Consider the following 25,624-nt stretch of genomic DNA (forward strand, 5'->3'; position numbering starts at 1 on the left):
CCGGTTCAGGCCCCGTCGTCCCCACGCCCGATGCGGACGGTCTCCTCACCGTTCACCTCGCGGACCTGCTGGGCGAACAGCGCGTTCGTCATCACGAGGTGGCCGAAGTAGGTCGCCGCGTAGTCCACCATCCCGAACGGGTGGAGGTTGGTCTGCTTCGCCGGCGGGAGCAGGCTCCCGACGACCTGGATGGTGCCGGCACCGAGTTCGAGCGTCCCGACGACGACCCGGCCGCCCGTCAGCCCGGCGACGGTGCCGCCGGCGCTTTCGAAGGCGGCCTGGTCGATGCTTGTCACGGGGGCCTCGTTCTCCGCGTAGCCCAGCGGCGCGATGTACCAGAGGTGGTCCTGGATTGGGTCCCGGCCGGTGACGAGCGGGTGGTCGGTGACGGTGTCGAGGCGGGCGACGTAGTTGTCCTCGGCCGTCGTGACATCGCCGTTCTCGATGGCGACGCCGTCCATCGCCCCGAGCAGGTCCAGCCCCGAATCCGTCAGAACGAGATTCCCGCCGTCGCTGACGAACGCTTCGAGGGCCGCGACGTAGTCGGCGTTCCCGATGCCGTCGTCGTGGCTTGCGACGACGTGGTCGTAGGCCGCGAGCGGATCCGTCTCGTCGCTCCGGGTCGGGTCCGCACCGAGCATCCGGGCGAAGTCCGGCCGGCCTCCCTGCCGCTCGGTCTCCTCGTCGTCGCCGGCGATGGCGCCCACGGGGAGCCCATCGACGTCACCGGTCGCGTCGTCGTCGAGGTCGCGGAAGTACTGGAGCGGGTCGACCTCGTAATCGCGCTGCTCGTAGCCGAGTTCCGCCGCCGGGTCGGGGGCGTCGACGCTCCCCTGCGTCGCGGCGAACTGCGTCTGCACGCTGCTCCCCGACGCCAGTTCGTCCGTGAACCGGAGCGTCCAGTCGCCGGCCTGCGGGTCGGTCACCTCCCACGTCGGGAGCGCACAGCAGGCCCCGCCGAGCGCACGGCCCTCCGTCGCGTCGAAGGTGCGAACGGTCGTCCCGTCGGGGGCGACCAGCTCGGCGCTCGCCACCGACTCGTGGACGTGCGGGGAGACCGCGAACCGGGTGGTCGCCGCCTCCACGGTGTACGTCTGGGTCGTGGTTCCGCCGGCCGGCAGGGTGGCCATCTCGGCCGTCGTCGCCGTGGGACTCGCTGTCGCGGCGCTGCTGGTGTTCCCGCTCCCGCTGTCGCTCCTGTCATCGCCCCCGTCACCGCCCTCGTCGTCGCCGACATCGAGGGCGTCCGAGGAGCGCACGAGGCTGTCCGTGTCGACGAACGCGATATCGCCGTCGGACTCGAAGCGACCGACCACGTCGCGGGTGGCGAACTCGACAGCACCGCGGATGGCGGCCTGGTAGCCGTCGACCTGCATCCCGACGCGAGCGGGGTCGTAGACGTTGCCGCCGACGGTGTTCGAGTAGGCCATCTCCATCGTCAGGCTGGGGACGTCCAACCCCCCGAGGCGTTCGGGGAACGACATCCACTCGTCGACGAAGCCCGTGCCGGAGTAGCCGATGGTCTCGACGGGCGTCCCGGCGTTGAACGCCTGCTCCGGGACGACGGAGAGCCCGGCGTAGCTGGGGTTCGTTCCGCCGGTCACCTCGGAGATGGTCCGCCCGGCCGTCTCCCACTCGGACAGGGCCGCGGTGATGTTCTTGCCGATGCGTTCGATGAGTTCGAAGCTGTTCTGCAGCGCTCCGGTGTCGGACTGGGAGGCGCCGTCGAGCGCGAGGACGAAGTCCTTCGAGGAGAGCATCCCGTGGAGGTCGATGGCGCTGACGAGGTTCTCGTAGGTCCGGCAGTGCTCGATGAACGCGAGCGTGTCCGGCACCGTGTCGGCCACGTAGTCCGGCGGGTCCGTCGTCCCGTCGAGGGTGCGGCCCTGCGGCTCGGCGATGGTGTGGGCCGGCGACACCCAGCCCGGATTGGGGTACTGGCGGTTGGTGTCGCCGCCGAGGTTGCCGCGCTCGTGGAGCGGCGCGTTCGGCACGCCGTTGCTCTCGTACTGCGGGCGGCGGGCGGCCCAGCCGTCCGGGTTGGTGAACGTGAAGACGAGCGCGTAGTCGTCGAGCAGGTCCTCGATTTCGGGCTCGTTGCCCGTCAGGAGCCGCTCGATGAACCGGGGGGCGGCCTCGCCGCCGGCCCGCTCGTTGCCGTGGATGGTGCAGTTGACGAGTACCTGGCGCTTCTCGCTGAACGCCGCGCGGTCCCCGACGTTCTCGGCCACCTCGACGACCATCACGTCGCGCGGGTCGCGCCGCGCCGTCAGGTCGTTGTACTTGCCGGCGCTCTGCCCGATGCCGAAGACGCGAATCCGGTCGGCGTGGTCGTCGGCGAGGTGCTCGAAGCCGGCGCCGACCTCCTCGATGTCGAGGTAGTCCACACAGCGAGCGGGGTCCGGAAAGACCCCCAGCGGGTAGTAGCCCAGCCGCCAGAACGGGTTGCCGCCGGGCGCGAAGTGGATGTCCGTCGCCGTCGGCAGGTCGGCCACCTGCTCGGCCTGCTCCGTCGTCAGCGCCGCATACGCCGCGGGCGCCGGCTCTGTCGTCGTCCGGGCGTCCGGCGCGATGCTCGCGATGGCCGACAGCGCGGCCGCGTCCGTGGCCTCGATGGCCGTCGGGACCGCGTAGTCCGCGGGCGTGTGGTTCTGGACGTACTGGTACTCGGCGTCGAACGCCTCGGCGCTGGCGTCGGCAGTCGCGTTGCCGGGCAGCGCGAGCGCCGCGCCGGTCGCCGCCGAGAGCTGTACGAACCGTCGACGGGAGATATCCGCGTCGGTGAACGAATGCTCGGACACGATGGGTCTGTCTGCGGGATATACCTGTTCCACGCAAAGGGTTCTGACAAACGTATCCAAATGTAGGCGAGAATACGGTACGTGATGGTCTCGTGGTTGTGCCGCTGTCTCACACCCATCGGTGATGCCCCCTCGGGCTGCGACCCGGCGCCCTCGGTCGCTACCCCGAGAGTCCGGGCACGTACTCGCCGAGGCCCCCGTCGTCATCGGGCTCGATGGCGACATCGAGCGTCGCTGCGAGAACCCTCGCGACGGCCGCCGCGAACGCGCCACCATCGCCGTAGGCCGGCGCCGCGTCGGGGGCCGTCGCCGCGCTCGCCGGCAGGGTCACGTCCGCCCGCTGGACGGTTCCCTCGGTGGTGCCGCCGCTCGCACCGGCGTTCGCCACCTCGCAGTCGGGAACTTCGCCGAGGTCGCGGAGTCGGTCGGCCGCCCGCGGGAGCGCGTCGGCGCCGCGTCTCGAATCCGGCGTCACCAGCGCGACCCGGTCGGCGGCCGTGACGGCCGCGACCGCCTGATTGGACGCCACCGGCGGCACGTCCAGCAGCACGGCGTCGAACCGGCTGGCGGCCGCGTCGAACAGTTCCTCCAGCCGCTGCGCCGCCTCGGGTGTCTTCGCCCGTGCTAGCCGCTCGAACGGCGCGTAGGCCGGCAGGCACGCGACCCGCCCGGGCGTGTCCAGCGGGAGCGTCACCAGCCCCGCGTCCAGCGACCGGCTCCCGGTCACGCAGGTCGTCACGTCGGGGTCGATACGCCCCGGGCAGTGGTTGGCCAGGCCCTGCGTGGCGTAGGCCGCATCCAGCACTGCCACGTCCCGTCCCTCGCTCGCCAGCGCCGCGGCACACTCGACGGTCAGCCTGGTCGTCCCTGCCCCGCCGACGGCACCCACCAGCGCCAGCGTTGTCGCGTCGTCGTCCCCCGCCGTTCGCCCCCAGCTCTCGCGCTCGGACATACCGCTCGTTGCCTCGTCATCGCTGATAAAATCTAGTGACTGATGGCGTGAGACAGATGCTCGGCTTCCCGGACGATGGACATCGTGTGCGCTGTCGCCCGTCCCCGGTCTGGGTCTCGACGGCCGATGCCGTCACTCCGGCGTTCCAACGACGAACGCGTCGGCGCTCGTTCCGGAGAGCGGGACCCAGTCCCCCTCGCGCCTGACGGCTGCGGGCCCCAGCGAGTACACCCCGGTCGCGGCCGGGCCGTCGGGGACCTCCACGAAGTACTCGAACGTCTCGCTGTCGGCGGTCGGCTGGAGGTAGACGTGCGTCACCCCGGCCTCGCTGTCCGTCTCCGTCCGCGCCACGTCCTTGCTGTCGGCCGCGAACACCGTCCACGACGCGGGGACTGTGTCCCGGACGGGGGCGGGCGGGTCGGCACTGACGGTCAGGGTCTGTCGGGCCGTCGCCCCGCCCTGATAGGCGGTGCCGTCCGTGGCGCGCTGCCCGGCGGCCGTCGGCTGCGCGCCGCGGCCCAGGCCGGCGCCCCAGGCCTCGACGGTCAGCGACGCGTCACCGCCGGTCTCGACGCGCAGCGGCGTCGGCGTCGGCGACTCCGTCCGGCCGGAGACGGTCCCCTGGTTGAGGACGAGTGCCAGCGACGACCCCGCGGGCACCACCGCGTCGAGCGGTTCGATGGGGAGCGACACCGACAGCGCCTCCCCGGGGACGACGGTGTCGGCTTCGGGACCGGGCTGGGCGTATCGGAGGTCGACCTGCCCCCACCCCAGCCGTTCGGGCGTCCCCTCCCCGTCGACGGTGAACAGGTGGGCGGTGAGGTGCGGGGCGCTGCTTGTGGGGGTCACGGTCAGCGACAGGGTCGGCGTCCCGGCCAGCCGGAACCGCTCGTCGACCGGGTCGGACCGGACGGTGACCGTCCCGCGGGCGCCGGGTTCGACCGTGCTGGTCTCGTCCTTGAACACGCGCCCGGTCGTTGTCTCCGGGTCCGGTGAGGTACGGAACTGCCCGTCGCTCCCGAGGTAGAGCGTGCGGGGCTCGGCCGGCGCCGGCGGCCACGACTCGGCCGTGTACCACTCCTTCGCCGAGTTCTGGACGTACACCTCGGGGACCGGGTCGTACGTCTCGTCGGGGTCGATGCCCTCGGCCTCGGGGAACTCGCCGACGTAGGACTCACCCTTCAGTTCGCTCTCGAACCAGGCCAGCAGGTAGTCCTGCCACTGCTCGTTGTAGTTGGGTTCGCCCTTCTCGCGGCCGTCGTCGGGGTAGCGGTGGCCGAACTGGCCGAAGTAGAGATGGGTCTTGATGCCCGCGGCCCGCAACTCGTCGACCCACGGGTAGACCTGCGAGGGGTCGACGTTCCAGTCCTGCAGGCCGTGGACCAGGAGGATGCTCCCCTCGTAGTTGCGCGCGACGCCCGGCTTGAGCACCCGCTCGGTCCAGTAGCCCGACGGGTCTCGTTCGCCCGTCGCGCCCGAGTAGACGCTCCACGCGGTCCCGGCGGCGTAGTTGTCCGGGCACTGCGCTCGCGAGAGGTACGTCGCCAGCCCCGTCCCGGAGGTGGGTGCGTGCTCGGCCAGCGAGATGGCGTAGTACAGCGCCGGCAACACGCCGTAGCCGCGGCTCTCGGGCGCCCCGCGCTTGTACATCAGCTCGAAGACGTCCGTCACCCCGGAGTAGGGGACGATGGTCGCGAGATAGGGGTTCCCGGCGCGGGCGGCCATCCACGGGGTCGTCCCGTCGTACGACCGGCCGATGATGCCGACGTTGCCGTTCGACCACTCGCGGGTCCCGAGGTGGGTCACCGCCTGGTTCACGTCGGCCTGTTCGGTCGCCCCGAACAGCTCCATACAGCCGCCCGACCCGCCGGTCCCGCGGACGGCGACCACCGCGACGGCGTACCCCTGCTGGACGAAGTTCTCGGTCAGGCGCTCGATGCGCACACAGTCCCGGATGGAGTCGGGCTTGCGGAGGTCGCTGACGTACGGCGTCGCCCGCAGGATGACCGGGTAGTCGCCGTCGGGCTGGTCGTCGCCCAGCGGCTCCGGCTTGATGTAGCCGAGCTGGATCTTCTCGCCGTCCGCCTCGCTGTCGAGTTCGACCACGCGCTCCTCGCCGAAGTCGTGGGTCGGCGCCCGGGAGACCCCCGTGTAGTCGCCGGTCTGGTCCTCGCCACAGTCGTAGCCCAGCGGGGCGACGGTCGGCCCTGGTAGGGGTTCGTCGGCGGGGGCGAGCGGTCCCTCGTCGGTCGCCTCGCGCCCGCTCGCCGCGCCGACGAACGGGAGCGCTGTCGCCGCCGCCCCTGCCCGGAGGAGTCCCCGTCGCGATACGTCCGTCCGCTCGGTTCCGTCGCCGTCCGCGTCCCGGCGTGTCATGACACGGCGTGCCGAACCCAACGACTAATAGATGCTCCTCCAGATTTGTATAAAATTAGCCGCTCTGGCCCGGAGATGGACGACGTATTACCAATTGACTGCTGGTTCAGTTACCGTTTCGGATGCGCTCGGCGATGTCGTCCAGCTCCTCCTCCGAGAGGTCCGGGCGCGCGCCGGCGACGGCGTGGATGGGGCCGCCGCCGTCGTCCTCGAAGCGCGGGACGATGTGGCCGTGGACGTGGGGCACCTCCTGACCGGCCTCGGGACCGTTGTTGAACGCGACCGTCGAGGCGGGCGCATCGGCCGCGTTCTCGACGACCGGGACGAGCGCGTTCAGCGTCCCGAGGACCTCGCCCGCAAGTCCGTCGCCGAGGTCGTTCAGCCGCTCGTGGTGGGTCTTCGGGATGACGAGCGTGTGTCCCGGCGCCAGCGGGTTCGCGTCGAGGAAGGCGAGCACGTCCTCGCTCTCGTAGACGGTCCGTGAGGGGATGTCGCCGGCCACGATGCTGCAGAAGATGCAGTCGTCGGTCATGGACGGCGGTGCGTCCGGGTCGCGCATGAAGCTTCGGGCGGTGGGCTCACTCCCCCTCGTCCACCTGTTCCTCCAGCGCCACGATGTACTGTTCCAGCTGCCGGATGTACTGCTGTGTCGTCTCGATACCCTCCCTGAGTTCCGTCACGTCCGCCTGCGTCTTTCCGGTCCGCGCTTCCGGTGACGGCAGCTCGGTACACAGCTCCGTGTGGGCCTCGCGAGCCGCCGCGGCCAGTTTGTCGACGATTGGCTGTAGCTCCCCGCCGTCGCTCCCCCCATCCCCCGATTCCATAGCGTGGCAATCACTCCGAATTATATTAAATCAACCGTCTATGGACTGTGAGTGGGGGGTGTGTCCGCCGCCGGAAGCCTTTGGTCGGTTCCCTGTGAAGCCGCGCGCCATGACCGACCGTTCAGGGACCGACGGCCCGGGGGCCCCGCTCGCGCCCGCCGTCGACGCGCACGTCCACCTGATGCCCGAGCGGCTGATGGCCGCCATCCGGGACTCGCTCAACGACGCGGCCGACTGGGAGTTCCCGCACGGGGCGAGCGCCGACGCCGTCGAGACCGAACTCCGGCGCCACGGCGTCACCCGCTACGTCGCGCTCCCGTATGCCCACCGCGCCGGTATCGCCCGCGAGTTGAACGACTGGCTCGTCGACACCGCCGCCGACCGCGAGATGTGCATCCCGTTCGCCACCGTCCACCCGGAGGACGACGTCCGCGCGGTCGTGCGCGACGCGTTCGAGGCAGGGGCGCGCGGCCTGAAGTTCCAGTGTCCCGTGCAGGAGGTGGCGCCCGATGACGAGCGACTGGCGCCGGCGTACGAACTCTGTGCCGAGTACGACCGGCCGGTGCTGTTCCACGCCGGCACCGCGCCGATGTTCGAGGACTCACCGTACGTCGGTGTCGACCGGTTCGAGTCGTTCGTGCGCTCGTACCCGGACGTGCGCGCGTGCGCCGCGCACATGGGCACGTTCGAGCACGAGGCGTTCGTCGCCCTCGCGCGCGAGCACGACCAGGTGTTCCTCGACACCTGCTTCGCGATGGCGACGGTCGTCGACGACTACGTCGACTTCGACCCCGCCGAGGTTCCGGACGCCGTCTTCGATGACCTCGCCGGGCAGGTGCTGTACGGGTCGGACTTCCCGAACATGCCCCACGACTACGCCCGGGAGTACGAGGGCCTGCTCGCGCGCGACCTCTCGGCCGGGGCGTTCGACGCGCTGTTCCGGGGGGCGGCCCGCCGGTTCCTCGGCGGCGAGGTCGACCTCCCGCCCGCCGACGCGCGGCCGGACACGCCGACCCCCGACGGCGAGTGAACGTCGGGGAACTCGCTTCGGGTTCCTCATCCGTATTCAACCTACTCGTCGCCCCAAATGGTACCCGGGTCGGTAGCGTTAGTGTACCGTCGGGACACAACCTCGGGTGCGAGCGGGGTCCCCGCACGCCCTCTCGCGTCGGCTCCATCAGGTGCGGGCACCACCGTCGGGGGTGGGACAGCGATGCGACACTCGCGTCGGTTCCGTCCCTGGAGCGGGGTGGGGGTGATGCACCTGCGCCGGCTCCCGGTCGGACGGGAGCGGCCCGCGGCGAACGTTTTTTTTCGGGCCCGCAGAACACCGATGGTGACCGGCATCCGGTCGATATCATGACAGACCTCGCGCTCTCTAGTCCGGCGTTCGACGACGGTGAACGGATTCCCGAGAAGCACGGCCACGACGCGGCGGACGTCTCGCCACCGCTGACGGTCGCGGGCGTCCCCGACGCTGCGGTGTCGCTCGCGCTCGTGATGGACGACCCCGACGCGGTCGAGCCGGCGGGGACGGTCTGGGACCACTGGCTCGTCTGGAACGTCCCGCCGGACACCGAGCTGCCGGAGGGGTGGGACCCGACGGCCGACGGTGCGAACGAGGGGACCAACGACTTCGGCGAGACGGGCTACGGCGGCCCCGCGCCGCCGGACCGCGAGCACACCTACCGCTTCCGACTGTTCGCGCTCGATACGACGCTCGACCTCCCCGAATCGGCCGACAAGGAGGACCTGAAGGTGGCCATGTCGGGCCACGTCATCGCCGAGGCACAACTCGAGGGGACGTACGCGCCGTAACGCGACAGTTCGACTCGCTCCCCCGCGCTCAGCCCGGCCGGTAACGCTCGCCGTCCCACCGCGCCACTCCGAGCACGACCGCCCAGTCGAGCAGGCGCTCGACGCGGTCGCGCCACACCTGCTCCGGGTCGGTGTGGCGCCGGCGCTCCCAGTTCGGGATGCGGTCGCGGAACTGCTCGAAGGCGGCGTCGGCGGTGAGCCCGTCGTCGGCGTCGGCCAGCGCCGCCAGGAGCTCCTCGGCGCCGAAGACGCGCTCGCGGAAGCGGTCGGCCAGCGTCGCGCGGCCCGCCTCGTCGGTCGGGTCCGGCGCCGCCCGGACACGGTGGTAGCCCCGGTCGGACTCGGCGACGAGTTCCAGCGCCCGCGCGAAGGTGAGCCACTCGCTGGCCAGGTCGCGTCCCCCGACGACGCCGGTGTTCACGACGCGCATACAGCAGTCGTCCTCGGACTTCGGGACGAGCGGGACGGCATCGCGTGCCCGCGAGAGCAGGTCCAGCGCCACGTCGGGCTCCTCGCGCACCTCGCCGGGAAGCGCGGGGACGACCTTGAACCGCATCACTCCAGGCCGAAGCTCTCGGCCAGCAGGGACTCCTCGGTCGCGCCGACCGCGTGCGTGGGGCCGCCCAGCACGTCGACGGTCACCTGCGCCGGGGCGAACACCTCCCGCGGGATGGCGCCGAGGTTCCAGTCGGCGTCCTCGAAGAACGCCTCGAACGGGGTGCCGTACTCCTCGGCCGCGGTCGAGGGCACCTCGTCGAACCGGTCGAAGTCGCGGTCGACGGTCAGGTGGACGCTCGCGCCGTACGCCAGCGCGTCGTTCGTCCGGGCCATCGCGGTGGCCTCGTCGCCCGCCACCGGCGCGACTGGTGCCCGTGCCGTCACCGTCAGCACGTCCAGCGGGTCGTAGTCGAGTTCCGAGAGGCGATACACGGCGAGTTCCCCGGCGCGAGCGGCCGTGGCGATGCTCCCCGCGATGGACCCCGTCCGGTAGGTGGGCAGGAAGACGCTCTCTGGTTCGACGTCCGCGAGGTCGGCGACCGACTCGGCGACGGCCTCACCGGGGAGCGTATCCGACTCGATGCAGAGGGTGGCGAAGTCGGCCTCGTCCTGGAAGCCGGTCTGTCGGAACTCCTCCTCCTCGGCCACGAGTGCGCGGGCGGGACCGCTCCCGAGACCGTCGTAGCCGTCGGGGAACTCGTCCCAGCCGGCCTTCTGCGAGCAGAGCAGCGCCAGCGCCGGGTGGTCGCAGGTCACCTCGACGTGCGGGACGGTCGCGCCCTCGACTGTGCCGGAGGCGTCGGCCTGCACCGTCGCGAGGCCGCCCGTGGCGATCTCCGCGAGCAGGAGGCCGGCCTCGATACCGCCGTACGCCTCCACGCCGAAGTCGAGGACGGTCGCCCCGTTGTCCAGTTCGTGGGTGTCGATGGCGAGTTCGTCCCGGAAGTCGATGGCCTCGTCGACCAGCTCGACGGCCATCACGTTGAGACTCTCCATGCGCGGGCGTTCGGCGGGTCCGGGCAAAGGGTTGTGGTTAGGGTCCCGACGCGCCGCTTAAGCCCACGCCGCCCCACATCCGACCGTGCGCGAGTACGCCTTCGAGCTGGCTCTCTGTGCCCACTACGAGTCCGAGACGGATGGGCTCCTCGCACGCCAGCTCGGCGCCTCCTGCCACGGCTCGCGCGTGATGGACGTGGTCGAACTGGAGCCGGGGCCGGGGTTCGACGGGCGCGTCTCGCTCTGCCCGGGGACGATTCCGGCGCCGGTCCTTGAATCCGACATCGGGCCCGGCACCGCGCGGGCCCCGCGGCGGGCGCTCGATGTCCACCCGGACCGCGTCGAGGGCATCGTCGACGCGGCGGTCGACGCGGGCTACCTCGAACGCGAGCGCCGGAACGGGCGCGAGATGGTGCGGGCGACGGGTCGCTACCCGGACGAGTGGCTCGGCTCGCTCCGCGGCATCGAGAACAAGCCCGACCTCGGGCGCCCCGGTGACCTCCAGGAGCAACTGCGGACCGACGTCTCGCTCGCGCTCCTGGACGAGGTGGTACTCGCGACGGCCTCGCACGTCACCGGGGCGCACCTGAACCGCATTCCCGAGGCCGTCGGCGTGTGGCGGTTCGACCCGGAGACGGGCGAGCGGGAGGTGGTGCGGGAGCCGACGCCACTCGACGACGAGTGGGGCGTCGAGCCGCTGGACGAACACCCGGGCCGGACCGAGGTCCGCGTGGTGTCGGCCGCCGAGAAACGCCGGGCGCGGCGCCGCCTCGCCGAGCGCGCCTTCGGGAAGGGCTGGCGGCCCGCCCCCGAGGCGTGGCCGGATTGTGCCCGCATCGCGGTCGGCGAGCGCGGGGGGACGGGCCCGGTGCCGGACTGCCCGTGGAAGGGCCGCATCGTCGACCCGGCCGCCGAGTGTGGCCCGGCGTGCGAGGGGTTCGTTTCGGGTGCAGCGCCCTCCGTCGACCCCGAGAGCGCCCGTGCTGACGCGACCGCCTGGGACCCCGACGCTGGCGAGCGCCGGCGGCAGACGGGGCTCGGCCGCTTCGTCGACCCGGAGTGAGTGGAGCCGAAGGCTCAAGCCGGAGCGCCGACCAGAGGGGGGCGTGCATCCCCGCCGCGCCGTCGTCGCGTCGCTGCTCGCGCTGGCCGTGCTCGCGGGCACGCTCGTCGTCCCGCTGGCCGGGGGGTCCGTTTCGGGTCCAGCCGACTCCGCGGCAGCGGTCCAGGCGAACACGACGGTCGACAACCCCTGCGTCGGGCGGATGGAGCGGGCGCCGAACGGGACCACCGTCGTCTCCATCCAGGGCATCGCGTTCGACGGGGCCCGGTACGTCAAGCGGCCCTCGCTGGTCGTCGGCTTCGGGCCACAGGGTGGGTTCGAGTACGCGTACAACGCCACCGCAAGGGGTCGGTTCTGGGCGTACGACGTGGACCCGTTCCCGTCGGGTGAGCTGTTGCTGACCTCGACGGAGCCCCGTGTCGCCATCGCGGAGACGCTCGACCCGGTCACCGGCGAGCGGACCAGTGTCCAGCGCTTCGCCCGCGACCCCAACGTGACCAGCGCGACCGATATCGACCGGCTGCCGAACGGGAATCTCCTCGTGGCTGACGCCACGCCCGGCAGCGAGGGGCTGCTCGTCTACGACCCACGGGCCGAGGAGCCGGTCTGGAACTGGACGTTCGCCGGGGACGGCGACTTCCCGCGTGCCGGCGGCGGTCCCTACCCCCGCGACTGGGTCCACGTCAACGACGTCGACCGGGTGGCGCGCGGCCAGTACCTGGTCTCGGCGCGCAACTTCGATACGGTGTTCGTGGTGAACCGCTCGACCGACGAGCTCTCGCTCCGCCTCGGCGCCGACGACGCCTTCCGGACGCTGGACACGCCCTCGAACCCGCAGCTCCTGCGCACCGCCGAGGGGCGGGCCGCGATACTCGTCGCCGACGGTCGCAACGACCGCGTCGTCGAGTACACGCGCACGCCCGGCGCGGCCGACCCGTCGAGTCCGGGCGGCGAGAACTGGACGCTGACCTGGGAGCTCGTCGGCGGCGGGCTGAACGAACCCCGCGACGCCGACCGGCTCCCCAACGGCAACACGCTCGTCATCGACCGCCGGGGGCACCGCGTGATGGAGGTCACGCCCGCGGGCCGCGTCGTCTGGGAGGTGTACGCCCCGTGGCAGCCCTACGACGCCGAGCGGGTCGCGCTGGGCGACGAGCCCGGCGGCCCCGCCGCCGCGTCGTTCGACGCGAACCGGACGGTGACGCTCTCGAACAGCGCCCGGGTCGACCAGGGGCAGGTGGCCGACTGCGCGACGGCGTTGCTGGAGTTCGCCCCGACCCGCGAAGAGCGACTACTGGGGGCGTTCGGCGTGAACGCCTCTGACTCGGACGATGGTGGTGTCACGCCCGGCGCGACCGGGCGCACGGGACTGCGAGCGCTCGCGTTCGGGGGCGCTGCGGTGGTGCTCGTGGCCGTCGGTGCGTTCTACGTGTTGCGGGAATAGGGAAGTGATATCTCTCGATAATCTGTTTTATAATCTAAAAGAGGTATATAAATAAAAACTGTGGCATTATACTTCGAAATCTGTTGAAAGCCTCCGTTGTCTGTTGTACCGAGCGTTCGCGCGCTTCCTGTTCGTGGAACCGGCCGGCCGTCCAACCGCTCTCCGGCCGGGCCGCGCGTGCCGAGCGCAAGCGAGGCCGCGCAACCCGGGGAAGGGCAGGGATACGCGCCCGTGGAACGGCCGACTCCTGGCGGACTCGAAGGGCGAGAGCACGGGGGCTTCGTAGGGGGTCGTCTTGCCGTCGAAGTCACTGGCGTCAGAGCGCGCGAAGGTGTCTCAGTGCCCGCCACCATCCCTCCAGCCCCGGCCGAACAGTCACCAACTGTCCCGTATCCCGTTCCGGGCCGCTTAACCCACCACCACCCACACCCCCACCCATGACCGACGACACGAACGAGCGCGACGACCTCGTCGCGGCCCTTCGCGCCGCGGACGCGGTGAAGTTCGGCGAGTTCGAGCTCTCGCACGGCGGCACGTCCGAGTACTACGTCGACAAGTACCTGTTCGAGACCAGTCCTGACTGTCTCGAACTCATCGCCGACGCCTTCGCCGCGCGCGTGGGCGAGACGAAACTCGCGGGCGTCGCGCTGGGCGCGGTCCCGCTCGTGGCCGCGACGAGCGTCGCCACCGGCAACCCGTACGTCATCGTCCGGAAGGCCGCCAAGGAGTACGGCACCGGCAACCGCATCGAGGGTCGCTTCGAGGCGGGCGAGGAGGTCGTCGTGCTGGAGGATATCGCCACGACGGGCCGGTCGGCCATCGACGCCGTCGAGGCGCTCCGCGAGGCCGGCGCGGTGGTCGACCGCGTGCTGGTCGTCGTGGACCGCGAGGAGGGGGCCCGCGAGAACCTCGCCGAACACGACATCGAACTCGAATCGCTGCTGACCGCGTCGGACCTGCTGGCCGACGCCGATATCGACGTCGACGCCGAGGACTGACGCGGGCCGAGCGCTCCCCGTCACCTGTCGACTTCGGCACTCGATTCCGCTGCTGGAAGCCGTTCGACCGCCGAACGCCAACGGAATCGGACGGATGGGTGGTCCGATGCAAAAACCGTTAAGTGCTACCTGTGCGCGTCGCCGGGCGTAATGGTACGCGAGACGCTGGCCGACTTCTTCGGCTTCGACGAGCACGACACCGACCTGCAGACGGAGGTGGTCGCCGGCATCACGACGTTCCTGACGATGAGCTACATCGTCGTCGTGAACCCGGCCATCCTCGCGCCCGCTATCGTGAACGGTCCCGGCCCCGACCTCGGCCTGTCGGTCCCCGAGGCACAGCAGATGCTCGCGGTCGTGACGCTGCTGGCGGCCGCGACGGCGACGCTGGTGATGGCGTTCTACGCCAACCGGCCGTTCGGGCAGGCACCCGGACTGGGACTGAACGCGTTCTTCGCGTTCACGGTCGTCCTCGGGCTGGGTGTCCCGTGGAACACGGCGCTCGCCGCCGTCGTCGTGGAGGGAATCATCTTCGTGTTGCTGACCGCCGTCGGCGCGCGTGAGGCCATCATCAGGCTGTTCCCACAGCCCGTGAAGCTGGCCGTCGGGGCCGGTATCGGCCTGTTCCTGGCCATCATCGGGCTCATCGAGATGCACGTCGTCGCGAACGACCCCGTGACGTTCGTCACGTTCAGCCCCGTCTTCGCCTCCGACCCCATCGCCATCCTGTCGGTGCTGGGGCTGTTCGTCACGCTCGCACTGTACGCCCGCGGGGTCCGCGGCTCCATCATCATCGGCGTCATCCTCACGTCGGTCGCCGGCTACGCCGCCTCGGCGGCGGGCTACTCCGGCCAGCCGGCCATGGCGGCCGCCGAGCAGGCCGGCGTCGCGCTGAAGTCGGGCATCCCGCTGGCGCCGAACGTTCCCATCGTCTACGACGCCGCGAGCTACGACATCACGCCGCTGGTCGGCGCGTTCGTCGACGGCTTCAGCGGGGTCGAGGGCTTCTCCTTCGCGCTGGTCGTGTTCACGTTCTTCTTCGTCGACTTCTTCGACACCGCCGGCACGCTGACCGGCGTCGGGCAGGCCGCCGGCTTCCTCGACGAGGACGGTAACCTCCCGGACATGGACAAGCCGCTGATGGCCGACGCCGTCGGCACCACCGTCGGCGGGATGATCGGCACCTCCACCGTCACCACGTACATCGAGTCCGCGACCGGCGTCGAGGAGGGCGGCCGCACCGGGATGACGGCGCTCGTCATCGGCGCCTTCTTCCTGCTGTCGCTCGCCGTGGTGCCGCTCGCCGCGGCGGTCCCCACGTACGCCTCCCACCTCGTGCTGGTCGTCGTGGGCATCATCATGCTCTCGAACGTCGCCGAGATCGCGTGGGACGACCTCTCCTTCGCGGTCCCGGCGGCGCTCACCATCTTCGTGATGCCGTTCACCTTCTCCATCGCGTACGGTATCGCGGCGGGCATCATCTCCTACCCGGTCGTCAAGGCCGCGCAGGGCGAAGCCAGCGATGTCTCGGCCGGCCAGTGGGCGCTCGCGGGCGCGTTCGTCGTCTACTTCTTCGTCCGGACCTCCGGCATCCTCTCGGGCAGCCTGTAGCCCGGCGCCCGGCCAACGTTCAGGGCGCTCCAGCCCCTCCGGACGCGTGATGCCGACCGCACCGGCACCGACGCCGCTCGCCGACCTGCTCGCCGCCGCCGGCCGCGACGCGCTGCCCGACGGCTGGACCGGCGGCGAGGCCACCCGTGATGCCGGCGTGCTCACGCGGCGCTTCGTGACCCACGACGGTGCTCGCGTCGTCTTCTACGCGCTTCGGGCCGACGGTACCGCCACCCTCGCCCGGGCGTCGTGGGACGACGTGGCCGGCGAGTACGTCGTCGGCCCGGACCGCACCGAGCGGGCCGATGCGGGGACGGACGCGGCGCTGTTCCGGGCGGCACTGGACCTGATGGCCGAGGCATGAACGACCCACCGTCCGGAGTGTCGCCCACCGCCCGAGTGTCGCGGTAGACGGCGCGTGCGTGTGCCTGCCGCTTCCCCTGGCCAGGTCGCTCGTTCTCACGTGGTGGGAACGAACGGCACGCCAACTTATCTACGAGGCCGACACATCGACAGGGGGAGACCGAAATGGTCGCAATTCGAAGTGAGGGGTTGACGAAGTACTACGGCGATGTCTGTGGCATCGAGGACCTCACCTTCGATGTCAACGAGGGCGAGATATTCGGGTTCCTCGGCCCGAACGGTGCCGGGAAGACGACGTTCATCCGGACACTGCTGGGGTTCCTCTCGCCGACCGCCGGCAGTGCCGAACTGCTCGGGTACGACATCACCGACGACCGCGCGCTCGTGACGGCCATGGAACAGGTCGGCTATCTCCCCAGCGAGCCCGGCCTCGACGATGGCGTCACCGGGCGTCGGCTCCTCGACCACTACGGAGCACTGCGCGGGGATACGCGGAGCGAGGAACTGCTGGAGCTGTTCACACCCCCACTCGACCGGAAGGTCGGGGAGTACTCGCGGGGCAACAAGCAGATGCTCGCCATCGTCATCGCGTTCATGCACGACCCGTCGCTCGTCCTGATGGACGAGCCGACTTCCGGGCTGGACCCGCTCAAGCAGGAGCGGTTCCACGAGTTCGTCCGGAGCGAGGTGGCCGCCGGCAAGACGATGTTCCTCTCCTCGCACGTTCTCAGCGAGGTGCAGAAGGTCTGTGACCGGGTGGGAATCATCCGCGAGGGGCGGCTCGTCGAACTCGAGACGGTCGAGGAACTGCTCTCCCGTGGCGGGAAGGTCGTTCGGGTCCGCGTCCGCGGCGAGGTCGGCCCCGAGGCGTTCACCATCGACAGTGTCCACGACCTGACTATCGGCGCCGGCGCGGACGAGGGGCTCGTCGGGCACAGCAGCGACTCGACGACGGCGTCGTTCACCTACACGGGCGACTACGACGCGCTCGTCGCGCACCTGGCCGGGTTCGAGATACTCGGCATCGATATCGAGGAGGCACCGCTGGAGGATGTGTTCCTGCAGTTCTACGGCGACGCGCCGGACAGCGACGGGACCGGGCCAGGGGCGGCTGCTGACGCCGAGCCCGGGACCGGGAGCGACTCCGGGGGGAGCGACTGATGTTCGAGGTGGCCCGCTACGAGGCCGAACGACGGCTCCTCGGCACGCTTGCCATCGCCGTGGGCCTCTCGGCGTTCGCCGGCCTGTTCCTCGCCATCGGGCCCTCGATCCTCGAGGAGGTCGACTTCGCCCAGTTCGTCGACGCGTATCCCGAATCGCTCCAGACGGCCTTCGGGCTGGAGGGGATGGGCTCGCTGGCCGGGTTCCTCGCGGCCGAACTGTACCAGTTCGGCTTCGTCATCCTGCTGGGGCTGTACTTCGCCTACCTCGGCGGTGGGGTCGTGGCTGGCGACATCGAGACCGAGCGGCTCGACCTGCTGCTGTCGACGCCCATCTCGCGGCCACGACTCCTGCTGGAGAAGTTCGCCGGACTGGTGCCCGCGATGGTACTCGTCAACGCCGTCGTGGCCACCGTCGTCTACGTCGGGGCCATCCTCGTCGACGAGCCCATCCCGCTGGTAGACGTCCTGATGGTCCACCTCCTCTCGTTGCCGTACCTGCTGGTGGCCGCGGCCGTCGGCCTGCTGTTCTCGGTCGTGTTCAGCCAGTCGTCGACGGCCCAGCGCGGCGCCATCGCCGTCGTGTTCGGCCTGTTCATGCTGGAGTCGCTCGTCACCGACACCGATTTCGGCGCGCTGGGGGCGTTTAGCCCATCCCGCTACTACGACCCGACCGCGGTACTGGTCGACTCGAGTTACGACCTGCTCGGCGCGTTCGTCCTCTGTGAGGCGGCGGCCCTGCTGGTCGTGCTCGCACTGCTGCGGTTCCAGGAGAGGGATATCTGATGCACACAACCCACCCGACACCGAATCGGCCACGACGCACCACCGGCCACCCGACGACCCGACGGAGGCGCCGATGACCCGCCGCTGGCTCGCGGTCGCGCTCGTCGTCCTCCTCGTGCTGCCCGGCACTGCGCTGGCATTCGTTCAGGGCGAACCCCGGCTCCGCGTCGGCCTCGCCGACGACACCGTCCACGCGGGCGAGGAGACGACCCTCTCCGTGACCGTCGCGAACGGGGCGGACCTGAAGTTCGCCTCGCGGTCGAATCCGGCGCTGAACGCGGAGGTGACCACGGCGCGTGCCGTCGCGGTCACCCTCGAGGATAGCGGCCCCGTCAGCGTCGAGACCGGCACACGATTGCTCGGCAGCCTCCCCGACGGAGGGAGCGCCACCCTCCCGTTCGAGGTCTCCATCCGCGAGTCGGCGGCCCCCGGTGTCTACGACGTTCCCGTGGAACTCCGGTACGCGTACACCGCCTCCATCTCCGATAGCGGGGCGGCCGACCGACGGACGGAGACGGTGACCCGGACGCTCCGGGTCCGGGTCGAGGAGGCCGCACGGTTCCGCGTTCGCGACGTCGAGTCGGTGGTCCGCCCGGGTGAGACCGGTCGGGTCAGCGTCCTGCTGGAGAACGTCGGGAGTGCGACCGCCCACGACGCGCAGTTCACCCTCTCCTCGCCCGACCCGGCACTCTCGCCGGGCACGGCCGGCACTGCCACCCGGTACGATGCCCGCTGGGCGCCCGGTGAGACGCGGCGGCTGAACTACACCGTCACGGCCGCGACCGACGCGCGCGCACAGTCGTACAACCTGGAACTGGCCCCCAGCTACCGCGACGCTGCCGGGGGGACCGTCTCCCAGCAGCCGCTCTCTGTCGGCGTCACGCCGTCGGCAGGCGGTCTGCTCTCGGTCGCCGAGGTCCGGAGCAGCGTCGTCACGGGGGGGTCCGGCCCAGTCACGGTGATGCTTCGGAACGACGGTGACCGGACGCTCCGCGACGCCACCGTCCGACTCTCCTCGGCTGGCGACCTCGCGGTCGGCGGTGGGGAATCAGCCAGCCGGTTCGTGGGGCGGTGGGGTCCGGGCGAGACTCGCTCTCTCACCTACGACCTCACCGCTGGGCCGGAGACGACCGCCGGGAGCTACCCGCTCGCCGCCACGGTGGCGTACACCGACTCCGAGGGGGCGGCCCTCACCAGCCGGCCGACGACCGTCGCGGTGACGGTACCCGCGCGGTCGGGCTTCACGGTCCAGTCGGTCAGCACCGACGCGACGGCCCCTGGCTCGGGGACCGTCTCGCTGACGCTCCGCAACGACGCCGGCCGCGCGGTCTCGGACGCGTCCGTCTCGCTCGCCACCACGGCGACCGGGCTCACGGTCGACGGCGGGCCGAGCGCCGAGCGGTTCGTGGGTCGGTGGGGCCCGGGCGAGACCCGTACCCTCACCTACGACCTCACTGCGGGCGAGGCGACGACAGGCGGAACGTACACGCTCACGACGGGTGTCGCGTACACGGTCGATGGGGGGCAGGTCACCACCCGTTCGGTCCCCGTCGGGGTGCGACTGGCCGAGCCCCCCGAGTTCGGCCTCACCGACCTCGGCGGCGACCTCTACGTCGGGGAGCGCGGCACCGTCCGCGGGACGGTCGTCAACGAGGGCAACCGGACCGCCCGGGACGCCGTGGTCGTCGTCGCCCCCCGCGCAACGGGTATCGCGCTCCCCGGTGGTCCAGTGAGCCTCGGCGACATCGGGCCGGGTGAGTCGGCCGGCTTCGAACTGGAGACCGACGTGGCTTCGACCGCGATGCCCGGCAGCCGGCCGTTCGCGCTCACCGTCGAGTACGGGACCAGCGACGGCACACGCCGGACGAGCGACGCGCTGACCTTCCGGCGCTCGGTCGCGCCGGACCGCGAGCCGTTGCAGGTCGAACCGGTGAACGCGACGTTCGCGCCGGACAGCTCCGGGGCGCTCGTCGTCCGCGTGACGAACACCGGCGACACCGCTCGCGAGGACGTACGCCTGCAGATCACGCCCGTCCCCCCGTTCACGAGCGTCGCGCCGTCGGCGTACGTCGCGAGGCTCCCGGCCGGCGAGACCGCCGAGGTGGCGTTCGAACTCTCCGTCGACGAGGACGCCGTCCCGAGCAGTCACGCCGTGGCGCTGAACGTCTCCAGCGAATCCGCGGACGACCGCCGTGCGACGGTTGACAGGCACCAGCTGCCGGTGGTCGTCGCATCCGAGCCGGCCGGGCCGGTCGACACCCCGTCGACCATCGCGGCCGTGCTACTGGGTCTCGCCGTCGCCGCGAGCACCGGCTACTGGTGGTTCCGGAGGCGATGAGGCCACTCGCCACCGTCCCGGTGGCCGCCTCCACTCCCCTGACGACCGGGTGGCTGAGACAGCCGGCCCGTAGCGGGCCCGGTCGGGTGAACGGGGTGGGGCTGGCTCTCCGCCGAGGGGGTCATCGGGGTGTCGCGGTAGGTCGGCCCCTGGCCAGCCGCGGACCCTGCTGGTGGCAATCGCTGGTCTCGGGGCTATCCTCGACGTGAACGGCCATTCTACGGGACCTGGGACTGTTAGTAGAGAATTACAAACAGTTTTACCGGTGCGACGAGTACCGCCCGGTACTGAATGAATGTTCGATGCACGAGTGGCGGTAGCCGGTCTCGGCTGGCGGCCGCCACCCGGACGGAGGGACGGAGATGAGAGGGCAACGCGGACTCGCGCTCCTGCTGGTCGGACTGTTGCTGGTCCCGGTCGGCGCGATGGGTGTCGGGGCGACCCCCGCGAAGGGGAGCCCGTCACTGTCGGTCTACGCGCCGAGCAACGAACTCACACCGGGACAGTCGGGCTCGCTGACGCTACAGATTGCCAACAGCGGCGAGGTCGCCTACGCCTCGCCCGGCACCTCCGGACAGGTCACGACCGCGCGCGCGGTCGCGGTCGAACTCCGGAGTAACGTCGAGGGCATCGACGTGAAGACCGGGCAACAGTCCGTCGGGAGCATCCAGAGCGGCGGGCTGGGCGTGGCCGACTTCCAGGTCGTGACCGCCGAGGACGTCTCGCCCGGGACGTACGAGCTGACCGCCGAGGTCGACTACGAGTACACCGAGATCGTCACCCAGAGCGGCGCCCAGCAGGAGGACGACGCCGAGAAGGAGTTCGACGTGACCGTCCGGGTCACCGACGACGCGCGGTTCGCCGTCGTCGATGTCGAGAGCGATGTGGCCGTCGGGCAGTCCGGCGACGTGAACGTCACCGTCGAGAACGTCGGCGCGTCGACCGCACGCGACGCCAGCGTCACGCTCCAGTCGACGAGTTCGAGCGTCGTCTTCGGCGGCGCCGCCAGCGCGACCCGCTATGCGGGCGGGTTCGCCCCCGGCGAGACGCGGACGTTCTCGTTCGAGGCCACGGTCGCGCCGGACACGCCGAGCGCTGACTACGCGCTCCAGGCGACCGTCGACTTCGAGGGGACCGACGGGGTCCCCGACACGGACGGTCCGTTCCGGGTCGGCGTCCGGCCGGGTGCCGAGCGGACGGTCGACATCCGGGCCGATGCGACCGACCTTGGCGTCGGAACCGAGGGGTCGGTGACGCTGCAGGTCACCAACGACGGTCCCGCGACACTTCACGACGCGACTATCGCCTTCCAGCCGGGTGGCGAGACGGTCGCCCCCGTCGAGGCCGAGCGGGTCGTCGGCACCCTCGACCCCGGCGCCTCGACGACCGTGGAGTACCCGCTCCGGGTGGCGGGAAGCGCCGAGCCCGGGCCCCGGCGGCTGACGTTCGCCGTCGACTACGAGAACGACGCCGGTGACGCCTACCGCACGGACCCGGTGGACCTGATTGCGGAGGTGGCGCCCGAGCAGTCGTTCTCGCTGACCGGCGTGGAGCACTCGCTGCGCGTCGGCGAGGAGGGTGAGCTTCGGGGCACGGTCGTCAACGAGGGTCCCGGCCCCGCCCGCGACGCGGTGTTGCGGCTGGAGGCTGGCGGCCAGTCGATCCTGCCACAGGAGACCGAGTACGCCGTCGGGAGCCTGGAGTCCGGCGCGAGCGCCGACTTCGCGTTCCCCATCGACGTCTCCGCGGGCGCCGCCGAGGGGCCCCGGCAGCTCTCGGTGACGGTCGCCTACGACACGGACGACGGGACGGCCGCGACGAGCGACTCGCTGAGCGCCCGGGCCGACGTGGCTCCCAGCCGCGACGTGTTCGTCATCGAAAGCGGTAACACGTCCATCGAGGCCGGCGAGAGCGGTACCGCCACCGTCTCGGTCACCAACAACCGGGACGTGGTGCTGCGGAACGTCAACGCCCAGGCGTTCGTCGACGACCCGCTGAGCGCCGACACCGAGGAGGCGTACATCCCGCGGCTGGCGCCCGGCGAGACCACCGAGATCGAGTTCGACCTGAGCGTCGCAAGCGGCGCGAGCGCCCGGCCGTACCCGCTGGAGATGGACTTCCAGTACGACGAGCCGGACGGCGACACGAAGCTTTCGGACACCTACCAGGCCACCGTCCGGGTGACCGAGTCGACCGGCGGCGGCGGGTTCCTCTCGACGTACGGGCTCCCGCTCGGGCTGGTCGGCCTGCTCGCCCTGGCCGGCGCCGGGTTCGTCTACACGAGGCAGTGAGCCGTGGTGTCGGTCGACTCACTGCTCGAACGGGCGGACTCGCTCATCGTGGACCGGCCGCGGGTCGTCATCGGCGCGTTCCTGGTGCTGACGCTGGTGATGGCCGGCGGGCTGGGGCAGACGGCGACGCAGAGCGGCACTGACCAGTTCATCGAGGGCAACGAGGCCCAGGAGGCCCTCGACGAGATCAACGAGGAGTTCGAGGGGACGACGTTCGCCACGGACACGGGCGGCACCACGCTCATCCAGCGGAGCGAGAACGTCCTCTCCCGGTCCGCGATGCTGCGGATGCTCGCGGTGCAGGAGCGCGCACAGGCCCGCGAGGACCTCCGCGTGGTCGGCACCGGGAGCGCCGCCTCCATCGTCGCCCAGACCATCGACCCGTCGGCCACGACGCTGGCGGCCCAGCAGCGCGTCATCGAGGACGCCTCCGCCGGACAGATAGACGACGCCGTCCGGCGGGCCGACGACACTCCCGGGTTCCGGTCGCTGCTCGGCGAGGACTACAACCCGACCGCCGCCTCGGCGGGCGCGACCATCGGCAGCCTCACCCACGAGGTGCCGTCGGGACTGTCCGGTTCGGCGGGCCAGGGCGGTTCCAGCCCGTTGACCAGTATCCAGCGCGACGTGGCCGACATCGCCGACGCGGTCGGCAGCGACATCACCGTGTTCGGCAGCGGCATCATCTCCGGCGAGCTGTCGGGCGTGGTCGGCGACTCGCTGGCCATCGTCGTCCCGGCGGCGTCGTTGCTCATCTTCGCCTTCCTCGTCTACGCCTACCGCGACCCGGTCGACCTGCTGCTCGGGGTCGTCTCGCTGGTGATGGCCATCGTCTGGACGTTCGGCTTCATGGGCTGGGCGGACATCCCGTTCGGGCAGATCCTCATCACGGTGCCGGTGTTGCTGCTGGCGGTCGGCATCGACTTCGGCATCCACGCAGTGAACCGCTACCGCGAGGAACGCGTCGAGGGCCGGGAGGCGAAGCCGTCGATGCGGACGACGACCGACCAGCTGCTGGTCGCCTTCTTCATCGTCACCGGGACGACGGTGCTGGGGTTCAGCGCGAACGGGCTGAGCGACCTGCCGCCCATCCGGGACTTCGGCATCGTCTCGGCGGTCGGCATCGTGTTCACCTTCCTCATCTTCGGGGTGTTCCTCCCGGCGGCGAAACTGTACGCCGACGAACTCCGGGAGTCGGTCGGGCTGCCGTCGTTCGGCCAGCAGCCCATCGGCAGCGAGGGGTCGGCCCTGAGCGGCGCGCTCGGGGCCGGCGTCACCGTCGCCCGCCGGGCGCCGAAACTGTTCCTGATTCTGACGCTGGTCGTGAGTTCGGGCGCTGCCGCCTATGGGACCGGGCTGGACACCTCGTTCTCGAACGAGGACTTCCTGCCGCCCGAGGAGATGCCCGACTACGTTGAGGGGCTCCCCGCGGGACTGGCCCCTGGGGAGTACACCGTCACGGAGACCATCAACTTCCTCGAGGACGAGTTCCAGTCCAGTGAGGGCGGAGGGACGGTGATCGTCTACGTCAGGGGGAACCTGCGCCAGGAGGACAGTCTGGAGCAACTCTACCGCGCGAACGAGGACCCGCCCGACATCATCGTCGCGGAGGACCGGCGCGCCGACGCCCAGTCACTGCTCGGCGTCATCGACAGCTACGCCGCTCGGGACCCCGAGTTCGCCGCGCTGGTCGAGCGGAACGACCTGAACGACAACGGCGTCCCGGACGACAACCTCGAGGACGTGTACGACGCCCTGACCGCGCCGGACTCGCCGGTCCGGGACCAGGCGCTCCGGTTCATCACGGAGGACTACTCCGCCACGCAGGTCCGCTACACCGTCGAGGCCGGCAACAGCGACGCCGCGGTGGTCGACGCGGGCGATGAGCTGGCGGGTCGGGTCCGCGAGGGTGGCGTGGCGACCGGGCAGACGGTCGTGTTCAAGGCGATCCAGGACACCATCCTGCTGTCGTCGCTGACCGGCCTGGCGGCCGCGCTGGTCGCCACGGCCCTGTTCCTGATGTTCATCTACTACGTCATCGAGGGACGCCCCTCGCTGGGACTGGCCAATCTGGTACCCATCCTCGTCGCCATCGCGCTGCTGGCGGGGTCGATGCGCTTCTTCGGCGTCCCGCTGAACGCGCTGACGGCGACCATCTTCTCCATCGCCGTCGGCGTGGGCATCGACTACTCCGCCCACATCGTCCACCGGTTCGCCGAGGAGTTCGACGAGACCGACGACCTGTACGGCTCACTGGACGCCACCGTCCAGGGGACCGGCGGCGCGCTGCTGGGCAGCATGCTCACCACCTCCTCGGGAACGGCGGTGCTGGTGCTGGCCATCACCCCGATCCTCGGTCAGTTCGGGCTGGTCATCGCGCTGAGCGTGTTCTTCTCGTTCCTCACCGCGGTGCTCGTCACCCCGCCGGTGATGGTCGTCTGGCACGAGGTGACGGTCGCATGAGCGACGACGCCCGGGCCGACGCCGACGACGAGGACGCGGTCGCGGCGCTGGAGCGACTCGGCCTCTCGAACTACGAGGCCCGGTCGTTCGTCGCCCTCCAGCGGCTCGGCACCGGTACCGCGCGCGATGTCCACGAGGAGACTGGCATCCCTCGCTCGCAGGTGTACGGCGCGGCCGACGAACTCGAGGAGCGGGGGCTGGTGAGCGTCCAGCAGTCCCGACCGAAACGGTACCGTCCCGTCGAACTCGAGGAGGCCCGCGAGCGACTCACCGCGGAGTTCGAGCGCGACCGCGAGGCCGCGTTCGACCACCTCGAACGGGTCCGCCGGGAGCCCGGTCCCAGCCAGGAGCGCCAGGAGGACGTCTGGACTATCACCGGCTCCGACGCCATCGACACCCGGATGACCGCGCTCACGGAGGAGGCCAAGCAACGGGTCGCCGTCGCGACCGACGAGGCCGCGTACCTCCCGGACGAGACGTTCGAGGCGTTGCGGCGCTTCCACGCCGACGGCGGCGAGGTCGTCGCCATCTCGCGGACGGCGGCCATCCGGGAGTCGTTCGAGGCCGAGGGGATGGTCGCCGTCGCTCCGCCGGAGCAGCTCGTCGACCCCGACAACGACCGGAGCGCACGGCTTGTCCTCGTCGACGAGGACGCGCTCCTGCTGAGCGTGCTGGCCGACGAGGAGATCGCCATCTGGAGCGAGCACACCACCTTCGCCCGCGTCTTCGGCGGCCTGCTCCGCCAGGGACTGCTCGGCGCGGCCGACGGGGACCCGGACGACGGAACCGGGGGGGCGTAGTCGCGTCGGGCCGCCGGGCTCGCCCTGGCGTCGCCCCCGGCC

20 protein-coding genes are annotated in these 25,624 nt (G+C 70.9%); 13 read left to right on the forward strand and 7 right to left on the reverse strand.

Features of this window, described 5'->3' with window-relative positions:
* Positions 1-5: 5 nt before the first annotated feature.
* The 5 genes from NL115_RS09960 to NL115_RS09980 form a co-directional block, all read right to left on the reverse strand.
* On the reverse strand, positions 6-2,801 hold the full coding sequence (locus NL115_RS09960; RefSeq protein ID WP_254833030.1) for a M14 family metallopeptidase: 2,796 nt from the start codon (positions 2,799-2,801) through the stop codon (positions 6-8).
* Between the two features lie 160 nt (positions 2,802-2,961).
* Positions 2,962-3,753: a ParA family protein gene (locus NL115_RS09965; RefSeq protein WP_254833031.1), complete on the reverse strand. Its 792-nt coding sequence runs from the start codon at positions 3,751-3,753 to the stop codon at positions 2,962-2,964.
* A gap of 132 nt (positions 3,754-3,885) precedes the next feature.
* Positions 3,886-6,129, reverse strand: a complete 2,244-nt coding sequence (locus NL115_RS09970; protein WP_254833032.1) for a CocE/NonD family hydrolase — start codon at positions 6,127-6,129, stop codon at positions 3,886-3,888.
* Positions 6,130-6,235: 106 nt separating this feature from the next.
* Positions 6,236-6,661: an HIT family protein gene (locus NL115_RS09975; RefSeq protein WP_254833033.1), complete on the reverse strand. Its 426-nt coding sequence runs from the start codon at positions 6,659-6,661 to the stop codon at positions 6,236-6,238.
* Positions 6,662-6,707: 46 nt separating this feature from the next.
* On the reverse strand, positions 6,708-6,953 hold the full coding sequence (locus tag NL115_RS09980) for a hypothetical protein (protein WP_254833034.1): 246 nt from the start codon (positions 6,951-6,953) through the stop codon (positions 6,708-6,710).
* Between the two features lie 109 nt (positions 6,954-7,062).
* On the opposite strand from NL115_RS09980, the gene NL115_RS09985 reads away from it, so the two are divergent.
* Together NL115_RS09985 and NL115_RS09990 are read left to right on the forward strand one after the other, a co-directional pair.
* The gene (locus tag NL115_RS09985) at positions 7,063-7,983 is read left to right on the forward strand and encodes an amidohydrolase family protein (protein WP_254833035.1); all 921 of its coding nucleotides are present in this window, start codon (positions 7,063-7,065) and stop codon (positions 7,981-7,983) included.
* A gap of 329 nt (positions 7,984-8,312) precedes the next feature.
* Positions 8,313-8,771, forward strand: a complete 459-nt coding sequence (locus NL115_RS09990; protein ID WP_254833036.1) for a YbhB/YbcL family Raf kinase inhibitor-like protein — start codon at positions 8,313-8,315, stop codon at positions 8,769-8,771.
* A 28-nt stretch (positions 8,772-8,799) separates the two neighbouring features.
* Here the strand turns inward: NL115_RS09990 and NL115_RS09995 are convergent, their stop codons facing one another.
* Positions 8,800-9,327, reverse strand: coding sequence for a double winged helix-containing putative transcriptional regulator (locus tag NL115_RS09995; protein WP_254833037.1), 528 nt, complete (start codon positions 9,325-9,327; stop codon positions 8,800-8,802).
* Positions 9,327-10,265: a methenyltetrahydromethanopterin cyclohydrolase gene (gene mch / locus NL115_RS10000; RefSeq protein WP_254833038.1), complete on the reverse strand. Its 939-nt coding sequence runs from the start codon at positions 10,263-10,265 to the stop codon at positions 9,327-9,329. Before mch ends, NL115_RS09995 begins: the two co-directional genes overlap by 1 nt.
* 85 nt (positions 10,266-10,350) lie before the next feature.
* Between mch and NL115_RS10005 the strand changes: the two genes are divergently transcribed.
* The 11 genes from NL115_RS10005 to NL115_RS10055 all read left to right on the forward strand — a co-directional run bounded on the left by NL115_RS10005 (position 10,351) and on the right by NL115_RS10055 (position 25,582).
* The gene (locus NL115_RS10005; RefSeq protein ID WP_254833039.1) at positions 10,351-11,328 is read left to right on the forward strand and encodes a DUF5787 family protein; all 978 of its coding nucleotides are present in this window, start codon (positions 10,351-10,353) and stop codon (positions 11,326-11,328) included.
* 43 nt (positions 11,329-11,371) lie between these two features.
* Positions 11,372-12,772: an aryl-sulfate sulfotransferase gene (locus NL115_RS10010; protein WP_254833040.1), complete on the forward strand. Its 1,401-nt coding sequence runs from the start codon at positions 11,372-11,374 to the stop codon at positions 12,770-12,772.
* A gap of 437 nt (positions 12,773-13,209) precedes the next feature.
* Complete coding sequence (pyrE, locus tag NL115_RS10015; protein ID WP_254833041.1) at positions 13,210-13,770, forward strand: orotate phosphoribosyltransferase; 561 nt, start codon at positions 13,210-13,212, stop codon at positions 13,768-13,770.
* Positions 13,771-13,920: 150 nt separating this feature from the next.
* Positions 13,921-15,381, forward strand: a complete 1,461-nt coding sequence (locus tag NL115_RS10020; protein WP_254833042.1) for an NCS2 family permease — start codon at positions 13,921-13,923, stop codon at positions 15,379-15,381.
* A 49-nt stretch (positions 15,382-15,430) separates the two neighbouring features.
* Positions 15,431-15,745 carry a hypothetical protein gene (locus NL115_RS10025; protein ID WP_254833043.1) on the forward strand — a complete coding sequence of 105 codons (315 nt, stop codon included), beginning with the start codon at positions 15,431-15,433 and terminating at the stop codon, positions 15,743-15,745.
* A 164-nt stretch (positions 15,746-15,909) separates the two neighbouring features.
* Positions 15,910-16,905 (forward strand): ABC transporter ATP-binding protein, encoded by a 996-nt coding sequence (locus tag NL115_RS10030; protein WP_254833044.1) that lies wholly within the window; start codon positions 15,910-15,912, stop codon positions 16,903-16,905.
* The gene (locus NL115_RS10035; protein ID WP_254824524.1) at positions 16,905-17,690 is read left to right on the forward strand and encodes an ABC transporter permease; all 786 of its coding nucleotides are present in this window, start codon (positions 16,905-16,907) and stop codon (positions 17,688-17,690) included. Before NL115_RS10030 ends, NL115_RS10035 begins: the two co-directional genes overlap by 1 nt.
* 73 nt (positions 17,691-17,763) lie before the next feature.
* Positions 17,764-20,028 (forward strand): COG1361 S-layer family protein, encoded by a 2,265-nt coding sequence (locus NL115_RS10040; RefSeq protein WP_254833045.1) that lies wholly within the window; start codon positions 17,764-17,766, stop codon positions 20,026-20,028.
* A 362-nt stretch (positions 20,029-20,390) separates the two neighbouring features.
* Positions 20,391-22,319 (forward strand): COG1361 S-layer family protein, encoded by a 1,929-nt coding sequence (locus NL115_RS10045; protein ID WP_254833046.1) that lies wholly within the window; start codon positions 20,391-20,393, stop codon positions 22,317-22,319.
* Positions 22,320-22,322: 3 nt separating this feature from the next.
* Positions 22,323-24,782: an efflux RND transporter permease subunit gene (locus NL115_RS10050; RefSeq protein WP_254833047.1), complete on the forward strand. Its 2,460-nt coding sequence runs from the start codon at positions 22,323-22,325 to the stop codon at positions 24,780-24,782.
* Positions 24,779-25,582, forward strand: a complete 804-nt coding sequence (locus NL115_RS10055; protein WP_254833048.1) for a TrmB family transcriptional regulator — start codon at positions 24,779-24,781, stop codon at positions 25,580-25,582. Before NL115_RS10050 ends, NL115_RS10055 begins: the two co-directional genes overlap by 4 nt.
* The last annotated feature ends 42 nt before the right edge of the window (positions 25,583-25,624 follow it).

Source organism: Haloglomus salinum, assembly GCF_024298825.1.
GTDB lineage: Archaea > Halobacteriota > Halobacteria > Halobacteriales > Haloarculaceae > Haloglomus > Haloglomus salinum.

Coding starts and splice junctions, on each gene's coding strand:
- NL115_RS09975 (WP_254833033.1), bottom strand. CDS start 6,661: ATGACCGACGACTGCATCTTCTGCAGCATCGTGGCCGGCGACATCCCC.
- NL115_RS10020 (WP_254833042.1), top strand. CDS start 13,921: ATGGTACGCGAGACGCTGGCCGACTTCTTCGGCTTCGACGAGCACGAC.
- NL115_RS09980 (WP_254833034.1), bottom strand. CDS start 6,953: ATGGAATCGGGGGATGGGGGGAGCGACGGCGGGGAGCTACAGCCAATC.
- NL115_RS10030 (WP_254833044.1), top strand. CDS start 15,910: ATGGTCGCAATTCGAAGTGAGGGGTTGACGAAGTACTACGGCGATGTC.
- NL115_RS09965 (WP_254833031.1), bottom strand. CDS start 3,753: ATGTCCGAGCGCGAGAGCTGGGGGCGAACGGCGGGGGACGACGACGCG.
- NL115_RS09990 (WP_254833036.1), top strand. CDS start 8,313: ATGACAGACCTCGCGCTCTCTAGTCCGGCGTTCGACGACGGTGAACGG.
- NL115_RS10055 (WP_254833048.1), top strand. CDS start 24,779: ATGAGCGACGACGCCCGGGCCGACGCCGACGACGAGGACGCGGTCGCG.
- pyrE (WP_254833041.1), top strand. CDS start 13,210: ATGACCGACGACACGAACGAGCGCGACGACCTCGTCGCGGCCCTTCGC.
- NL115_RS10035 (WP_254824524.1), top strand. CDS start 16,905: ATGTTCGAGGTGGCCCGCTACGAGGCCGAACGACGGCTCCTCGGCACG.
- NL115_RS09970 (WP_254833032.1), bottom strand. CDS start 6,129: ATGACACGCCGGGACGCGGACGGCGACGGAACCGAGCGGACGGACGTA.
- NL115_RS09985 (WP_254833035.1), top strand. CDS start 7,063: ATGACCGACCGTTCAGGGACCGACGGCCCGGGGGCCCCGCTCGCGCCC.
- mch (WP_254833038.1), bottom strand. CDS start 10,265: ATGGAGAGTCTCAACGTGATGGCCGTCGAGCTGGTCGACGAGGCCATC.
- NL115_RS10040 (WP_254833045.1), top strand. CDS start 17,764: ATGACCCGCCGCTGGCTCGCGGTCGCGCTCGTCGTCCTCCTCGTGCTG.
- NL115_RS10025 (WP_254833043.1), top strand. CDS start 15,431: ATGCCGACCGCACCGGCACCGACGCCGCTCGCCGACCTGCTCGCCGCC.
- NL115_RS09995 (WP_254833037.1), bottom strand. CDS start 9,327: ATGCGGTTCAAGGTCGTCCCCGCGCTTCCCGGCGAGGTGCGCGAGGAG.
- NL115_RS10045 (WP_254833046.1), top strand. CDS start 20,391: ATGAGAGGGCAACGCGGACTCGCGCTCCTGCTGGTCGGACTGTTGCTG.